Annotated in this window: 9 protein-coding genes and 2 pseudogenes; all 11 read left to right on the top strand. The window is 30.4% G+C overall.

Annotated elements, in window-relative coordinates; genetic code table 11:
- A partial coding sequence (locus ACJAX4_RS20465; RefSeq protein WP_435791285.1) for a hypothetical protein occupies window positions 1-477 on the top strand: 477 nt, incomplete at its 5' end.
- A gap of 81 nt (window positions 478-558) precedes the next feature.
- A complete protein-coding gene (locus ACJAX4_RS20470; RefSeq protein WP_435791286.1) occupies window positions 559-1,143 on the top strand; it encodes a hypothetical protein in 585 nt (194 codons plus the stop codon).
- A gap of 39 nt (window positions 1,144-1,182) precedes the next feature.
- The gene (locus tag ACJAX4_RS20475; protein WP_435791287.1) at window positions 1,183-1,815 is read left to right on the top strand and encodes a hypothetical protein; all 633 of its coding nucleotides are present in this window, start codon (window positions 1,183-1,185) and stop codon (window positions 1,813-1,815) included.
- A 630-nt stretch (window positions 1,816-2,445) separates the two neighbouring features.
- A complete protein-coding gene (locus tag ACJAX4_RS20480) occupies window positions 2,446-2,754 on the top strand; it encodes a tetratricopeptide repeat protein (RefSeq protein WP_435791288.1) in 309 nt (102 codons plus the stop codon).
- A 100-nt stretch (window positions 2,755-2,854) separates the two neighbouring features.
- The gene (locus ACJAX4_RS20485) at window positions 2,855-3,685 is read left to right on the top strand and encodes a hypothetical protein (RefSeq protein WP_435791289.1); all 831 of its coding nucleotides are present in this window, start codon (window positions 2,855-2,857) and stop codon (window positions 3,683-3,685) included.
- Between the two features lie 438 nt (window positions 3,686-4,123).
- Window positions 4,124-4,528, top strand: a complete 405-nt coding sequence (locus tag ACJAX4_RS20490) for a hypothetical protein (RefSeq protein ID WP_435791290.1) — start codon at window positions 4,124-4,126, stop codon at window positions 4,526-4,528.
- Between the two features lie 517 nt (window positions 4,529-5,045).
- Window positions 5,046-5,875, top strand: a pseudogene (locus ACJAX4_RS20495) (tyrosine-type recombinase/integrase).
- Window positions 5,876-5,892: 17 nt separating this feature from the next.
- Entirely contained in the window at window positions 5,893-6,348 is a 456-nt protein-coding gene (locus tag ACJAX4_RS20500; RefSeq protein ID WP_435791291.1) for a hypothetical protein, read from the top strand.
- Window positions 6,349-6,484: 136 nt separating this feature from the next.
- Window positions 6,485-6,676: a hypothetical protein gene (locus ACJAX4_RS20505; protein ID WP_435791292.1), complete on the top strand. Its 192-nt coding sequence runs from the start codon at window positions 6,485-6,487 to the stop codon at window positions 6,674-6,676.
- A gap of 32 nt (window positions 6,677-6,708) precedes the next feature.
- Window positions 6,709-6,882, top strand: coding sequence for a hypothetical protein (locus ACJAX4_RS20510; RefSeq protein WP_435791293.1), 174 nt, complete (start codon window positions 6,709-6,711; stop codon window positions 6,880-6,882).
- Between the two features lie 212 nt (window positions 6,883-7,094).
- Window positions 7,095-7,278, top strand: a pseudogene (locus tag ACJAX4_RS20515) (hypothetical protein); the annotation flags it as partial.

Genomic DNA, 7,278 nt, shown 5'->3' on the forward strand with positions numbered 1-7,278 from the left:
TTATCCTCAGAACTAAAAGCGGACAAGCATAGAGAGGAGTACATGGAATGCAATGCAATTGTACCTAGAATAGCATTTGATAACTTTACTGAAACAGAAAGATTTAATGTTATGTTGCAATCAAATTTCGTAAAAAACAATGATGTTGAACAGCTGCTAATTGTAACAGGTAGTATTAAAGATGAAGCTGTTAAACAAGTTGGAGACGATGGTATATCTCAATCAGTAACAGTTAAAACAGGAGTTGCAACAATGGGTGCAGTAGTTATACCTAATCCGGTTATGTTAGCACCATACAGAACATTTCCAGAGGTAGAACAGCCAGTAAGTAAATTTATATTTAGAATGAGATCGGGTCCAACAGCAGCAATTATAGAAGCTGATGGAGGAGCATGGAGAAATGAGGCAATGGAAGGTATAAAGTTATTTTTAAAAACAGAATTAGCTGATATCGCTGATTTAACAATAATTTCTTAAATAATAATGAAAGAGAAAGGGCTTATAAGTCCTTTCTCATATAAAAGCTAAATATCGTGAAGTAAGGAGGATGAATTATTAATGGAATTGAAAGATACAAAAATATTTATTCCTGAAATACCAAAGGAGTGGGAACAGCGAATACGTGCTGGTAACACAAATATTTGGAATGACAGTTTTTATAAAAATGGGTTGACTGAAATTAGGCTGGAACCGCCTATACGAGGATTGTATGCTGAAAGGTTTGAAGATGGTTGGTATTGGGTTTGTGGATGCAGTAAATGTTTAAAGAACAACGAGCCATATTCTTATATTGTTTGTGAGGAGCATGACCGCTGTATTACATGTGGAACTCATAGAAAGGAACTTACTGAAACACCTTGGGGGCATCCAGATGGATTTCAATGCCAACCTTGTAATAAAAGAGAACATGAAGAGAAAAAAGAAGAAGTGTTGAGAGAAGCGAAAGAGAGAAGACATTCTGAATATGATTGCTGTAATACGAGTGAAATTATCTGTCCAATATGCGCTTCAAAATGCTCAAGTGACGATATGTATGAACCCGGAGAACATGAAATGACTTGTTATGTATGTGATACCGAGTTTATTGTGGAAATCGAGTACGATGTGAATTATACATCCAAACTTAAAAATGTTACTGCATAATATCTAAATAAAGCGCAACAAAATATGGGGAGGTAGATTATGGATTATAAGAAAACTGGAATAGAAATAAAAGAATGGTTTGAAGATCATATTGCAACATTTACAAAGTATGATGATAGAGTTTCAGCTTTAAGTTGGGGGCAAAAGGGTTCAAGTTCTTATTACACTAGATTTGTATTTGATGGTTCAAGAATGTATATTACTGGCGATATAGGTGATGCAGTGTTTTGTTTTACAGAAAAAGCTAGTATTAAGTCAGTTGTTAGTTATGACATTGGATATTTTCATGGTAAATTATCGGCTCTTGATGAAGACAAATACTCGTTTGATAGTGATGAAGCAATCGCAAGAATTAGAGAAGAAATAAGCAATATACACGATGATGAAGAATTTGATTTTGATAATAAAAAAGATATGGAACGAAAAGAAATGATAGATAATCATATTAGACTTTTAAGAGGTTTAATAAGCGAAAGTAGAAATTGTACCTGTAAAAGTAACTGGTCTTATGAAGTTAGACAAGTTTATGATGATTTAACCGACTATGATTGCGATGCAGCCGAATGGATATTTAGTGCTGGTGATATTATCCCTTACAGAGTTCAAGCTTACTTAATAGGCCTTAAAATGGCAGCTGAACAACTAAATAAGGTTGTACCTAATGAAAATTAGCAAACACATGAAGAAGTGTATAACACTTATAGTTATAGGGCTAATATTACAGTATATAGCTTATAAAATGTAATCAAATTACTACAGAATATGAAAAAAGTACGTCTTAACTAATGAATTTAAAAGTACGAGCAATGTTCTTTGAAAATTGAATAATACGGTATTTGAAAATGAAAATATTTACTAATATTCAAATATAGTGATGTCTAAGTATGTGTAATATGCTATAATTTTATGGGGTTAGGTCGAAGTTTAAAGATAATGTGTATTTTAGGCGTTTTGAAAGTTATTCAATGTACTTGTGTAACTTTCGGTTCCTTGATTTATCAATGATTTACAAGAGTTTAAATAAAAATTACAAAATGAATGTTACTTATTAATACTAATATTTAAACTATGGAATATTCATGGTTTAAAATTATTAAATATTATTTTTCAGTATGCTGGAATACTGGTATTGCCTCATATTAACATATTAATATACCTTTTCGGGGGATAGGCAAAAACACCCAAATTGCATAAAAAAGAAGTAATGTTATATAGTTGTACGATGGTATACACAATACATATAAAGGAGATGAAAATGAGTAAGTTTTTATAATATTTATGTAGAAACTTACATAAAAAATTATGAGTAAATTAGATAAACAAGTTGATAGAAATTTAAAAGGTATTGAATATGAAAAATGTGCTGAGTTAAACAAAGCAATTGATTTATATGAAAAAAATATAGCAGAAAACTTTGATGGTAATCATCCATATGATAGATTAGCAGTAATTTATAGAAAACAAGGAAAATTAGATGATGAAATTAGAGTGTTAGAAAAGGGTATTTATGTGTTTGAAAATGTAGTTGATAAAAACAGAGCAGATAGAATACCCAAATTGGAAAAATTCATAAAAAGATTAACAAAGGTTAATAAATTAAAAATGAAATAGTTATTAACATGTTATACACAGAAAATAGTATTAAAAGAAAGGAAGTGAGTTTTAGTGAGGGTTTGGTGCTTGCTATACACTCTCTCATTAAATATAATTGATGAATAATGATGAGAGGCAAAAGCAGAGAGAGAGAATAGCTTTTAAGAAGTTTGCTAAACTTTATTTTGACAAAGAAGCCGATATTGATGAAGGCTCTTCACCATATAAAAGAAGTAATCCTTCATGGCATAATGTTAAATTTGATAATGAAGTGGTGGGTATTGAAAGAGAGTCTCCAGATTATATAATTAAAGTTGGTGATGAACAGGTAGGTATAGAAATTTGTGAATATATGGATTCGCAACGTAAAGAAAGTGAAAAAGCGAAAAAAGATGTTATGGAAAAAATATTAGATGAATTAAATAGACTAAATATGAACTCATTTTATGAGATAAGACTTTATTGGCGAATGTATAATAAGAATTTTAAATGTGGTAATAGGAAAAATAAAAACAAATTAGTAAATAGTGTAATAAAGTTTTTTTGTGACAATTACCCTAAGGAAGATAATGTTACGATGTTTGATGAAAATGGATTACTGATTCATAAATATGATTTGCTTAATCAGTATTTTAGTAACATAAAAATTAGAAGGTATGATAGTATATACAAAAAAAATCATGTAATACCAAATGGAGAATCAGATTTTCTAGGCATAGATAGAAAGATATTAACTGACATAGTACAAAAAAAAGAAGAAAAGATAAAAAAGTATAAGAGGGAAGCAGATAAAATTTGGTTACTGATTCCAGTTTATGAAGAATGGTTTTCTAATATGGTTAATTGGGACGCAATAAATAAGTTGAATATTCATGATATTCCAATAAATACATTTGATAAATTATTTATATTAGACATTGATAAACATACGTTAAAAGAAATTTGTTAAGGATTTTTTCAAAGTAATAAAGCAACGTATTATACACATAAAAGAGTATAAATAGAAAGGGGGATAGATTTAGTGATGGCTTGGTACTTATAATACACTCTCTCACTAATTAATGAATAAAAATATAGTTTATTCAAGTGCTTGGTTGTCAACAGGAATAGCAGTTTCAGTGGCTATTTATGTAACAAAAAGTGCAATTCCTTTGTTTGCAATGTTTATTCCTTTATACATAAAGCTGGATTAGTCCGTAATCTTCATATTAAGCGTCATAACTATTAAAACAGAATAATCCCTTAAAGATGCCGTATTATTCAATTGAATTTTACGGTATTTTTACGTCGCATTTCAAAGATACGGTGACTATTTAGTTTTTGTCAAACATTATAACATTAAAAATTTTGTCAAAAGAGGAAATAATAAAGGGATACGGAGGGTTATATGGAAAACTATGAAGAAATTAAATTGTCTGATAAAATAATAAAAAAAATAGAGAAAGATCTAAAATGCTATCCGGATTGGATTATAAGAATGGATTTAAGTGGACTTGGAAGTCCTTCAAAATATGGTGTAGACATCCAAAAATCAACAAGCTTTGATAGTTACATTGAGAGAGACTACGAAATATCAGAGGGGATAAAACAAAAAGTAGATATAATAGAAAAGGTAATGGATAGACTTGGATTAATGAATGGTAAAACTAAAGATTTAGTAGAATCTAGATATTTTCAAGATTATAGCAGAGAGCAAGTAATGAAATCATTAGGATTAAGCAAGAGAGGATTTTATGTAGTTAGGGACAGAGCATTAGAATGCTTTGCAAGAGCAATTGGATATATAAATTAAAAAGCGGGACATAAACGGGACAAGTAAGTGGACAAATTTGAAACACTAATATATTATTATGTTATTAGCTATAAATGGATGGCGAGCTGGTAAGAAATTATAAAGCAAACAATATAATATATTTAACTAAAAGACACTCTTAAGTAAAAGGGTGTCTTTTATATATCTAAGAGGTGAGAATGTATGTGTCCTATTTGTGGTGGAGAACTTGAAAATGGTCAGTGTAGAGATTGCGGATTTATAAGCACATGATGTGATTAATGGAGTAGTTCACTCTAAAAGTAAAGTACTAGGAGGCAAGGGTGTATTTAAGCAGCTAAAATAGGCGATATAAAGCAATATATTTTTTAGTTTTACATTCTCAATTGGGATTATCAACTAAAAATGCGGATAAATGATAAAAAAGCACATTGTAAGCCTTGACAAATAAAAGATGGAGGCTAAAAAAACAAGGCTTACATAATTTATGTTCTGTTAGACAAAATACCTAAAAACATCAAAAAGAAAGGTGAAATATGTGTATGTAGATGATTTTAAAGATTATCTCTTTGAAGAAGAAAAAAGTGAAAACACAATTAAAAGTTATGCTAATGATATAGAGCAATTTCTAAATATTATTAATAAAGATGAATATGAAATAGTTAAAAAAGATATTATTATTTTTAAAAAGGCTTTAAGAAATGAAAAAATATCCACTCATACGATTAACAGAAAATTAACCGCGGTAAACAGATATATAAAGTTTTTAAATGATAAAAAAGATTTAAAGATAATTGTTGAGATTAAAAAAGAAAAGATACAGAGAAGTAAGTTTTTAAAAGAGATATTAAGCAAAACCGATTATAGAAGGATGATTGGTGTTGCTGAACGCAAAAATGATAAAAGAGCAGTGGCTATTTTTAAATGTCTATACTTAACAGGAATGAGAGTGAGCGAAGCACTTCAACTCGATCCTGTTGATGCAAGCAAAACTAAGCTATATGTTCAAGGAAAAGGGAAAAAAGATCGTATGGTTATTATACCTGCGGAACTCAATAAAGCTTTAAAAGAATATTTAGAAGTAAGGGTAAATACAGGAGACAAATTGTTTACTGGAAAATGTGGAAATCTAAATAGACAAGGGGTTCACTATATCATTAAAATTTATGCCGGAAAAGCAAAGGTCAAATTAAGCAGAGCCATGCGCATGCATTTAGGCATCTATATGGAGTCTTAGGAATAAGAGAACGAAATCTTACTATGGACGAACTTGCAGACCTTTTAGGACATGCGGATATAAACACTACAAGAATTTACACCAGGAGAACAGAAGAAGAATTAGTCAATATAGCTAATAAATTTGAATAGTGAAAGGAAAAGAAAAATTGAAAGATTATTTAAGGGATTATTCAACGGCTGCATTTAGATTTTATGCACTTAATGGGAAGAACACTGATAAATATAGAAGAAAAATATATGAGGATGCACTAGAAAATTATACAAAAAAACAGAGGGGATCTCGTGGAATAAGTTCTCCAACAGAAGCTGAAATAATAGCGGCTGAAACTGCAGTAGAAGAAAAAATTGCTGCTATAAAGGATATGGAAGCTATAGAATTAGTAATAGCGGAGCTTATGTGTTATATGTTTCAGAAAGATATTGTAAGAGCTATAGAGCATGTATATTTTAAAAATCCTGATAAGGAACTTAAAAAAGGAGATATACATATTAGAGTGAATATAGCTGCAGTAGATATTTCGGCGAGTGAAAATACTATATATAAGTGGCTTAAAAAAGCAAGAGATTTATTTGCATTAAGGAGAGGATTAAGGATTACATAAAAGACGATAGTATAAGAGGGCAAAAATGTGATATTATGATATCAGTTAGAATTATTAAGTAATTATAAAGCACTAGAAAATCTTAGAGATTATCTGGTGCTTTTTCTATGTCTAAAAATACATGAGGAGTGAGGATATGTTAGGTATGTATACAGGATATAAGTGTAGAACATGTAGTGGTGAGTTAGTACTGTTAACGAATGATGTTAAGAAGATGACAAAGGATAGATACTTAGTATGTCCTTACTGCAATAGTAAAAGGATAGCAGTAGATAAGGTGTCAGATAGCTTAAAGGAATGCATGAGTGAGCATAGTTATGCGATGTAATGGTGCTATACAACAGAGAAGGTGAGAGCCATATGATTAAGAATGTATTAACATATATATTCATGTTTAACATTAGCCTACCAAATGTATGGGTGATAACAACAGCATGTGCATGTTGGTATCATAAGAGATTGATTGCAGGCTTACTTACTATGTTAGTAGGTGGACTGATGGTGGCAGTGATAGAAGTATTGTTAGGGATATAGAGCAGGCAGAGAGCTATGTATAAATCATACGCAAGGTAATGTATTGATTCGTTAATATTTAGTGCTTAGGATGGATGTGTGGAACAAAAAAGGTACTTCCGGAGGTAGCAAAAGCCTTACGGAGCGAGCGACACCCAAATATTGAAAAGTTTAACCGTAAAAATACATTGCACTTCCTTCCTGGAAATTGCATATGAAAGAGGGTGTTATTAATGGCAAAACTTGAGAACTTAGATATTACAATTGTTAACAGTATTACCCTTGGTAATATCCTTGGAATTACAGACAGGAGAGTGCGTCAGCTTGTAGATGAAAATATAATTGAGACTATAGCTAGAGGCAAATATGAACTTATAAAATGCGTTAAGAGATATTGTACTTATTTAAGGCAAAAAA

Origin of the sequence: Clostridium sp., assembly GCF_051278035.1 — a bacterium.
Classification (GTDB): domain Bacteria; phylum Bacillota; class Clostridia; order Clostridiales; family Clostridiaceae; genus Clostridium_AD.

Coding starts and splice junctions, on each gene's coding strand:
- ACJAX4_RS20470 (WP_435791286.1), top strand. CDS start 559: ATGGAATTGAAAGATACAAAAATATTTATTCCTGAAATACCAAAGGAG.
- ACJAX4_RS20475 (WP_435791287.1), top strand. CDS start 1,183: ATGGATTATAAGAAAACTGGAATAGAAATAAAAGAATGGTTTGAAGAT.
- ACJAX4_RS20480 (WP_435791288.1), top strand. CDS start 2,446: ATGAGTAAATTAGATAAACAAGTTGATAGAAATTTAAAAGGTATTGAA.
- ACJAX4_RS20485 (WP_435791289.1), top strand. CDS start 2,855: ATGAATAATGATGAGAGGCAAAAGCAGAGAGAGAGAATAGCTTTTAAG.
- ACJAX4_RS20490 (WP_435791290.1), top strand. CDS start 4,124: ATGGAAAACTATGAAGAAATTAAATTGTCTGATAAAATAATAAAAAAA.
- ACJAX4_RS20505 (WP_435791292.1), top strand. CDS start 6,485: ATGTTAGGTATGTATACAGGATATAAGTGTAGAACATGTAGTGGTGAG.
- ACJAX4_RS20510 (WP_435791293.1), top strand. CDS start 6,709: ATGATTAAGAATGTATTAACATATATATTCATGTTTAACATTAGCCTA.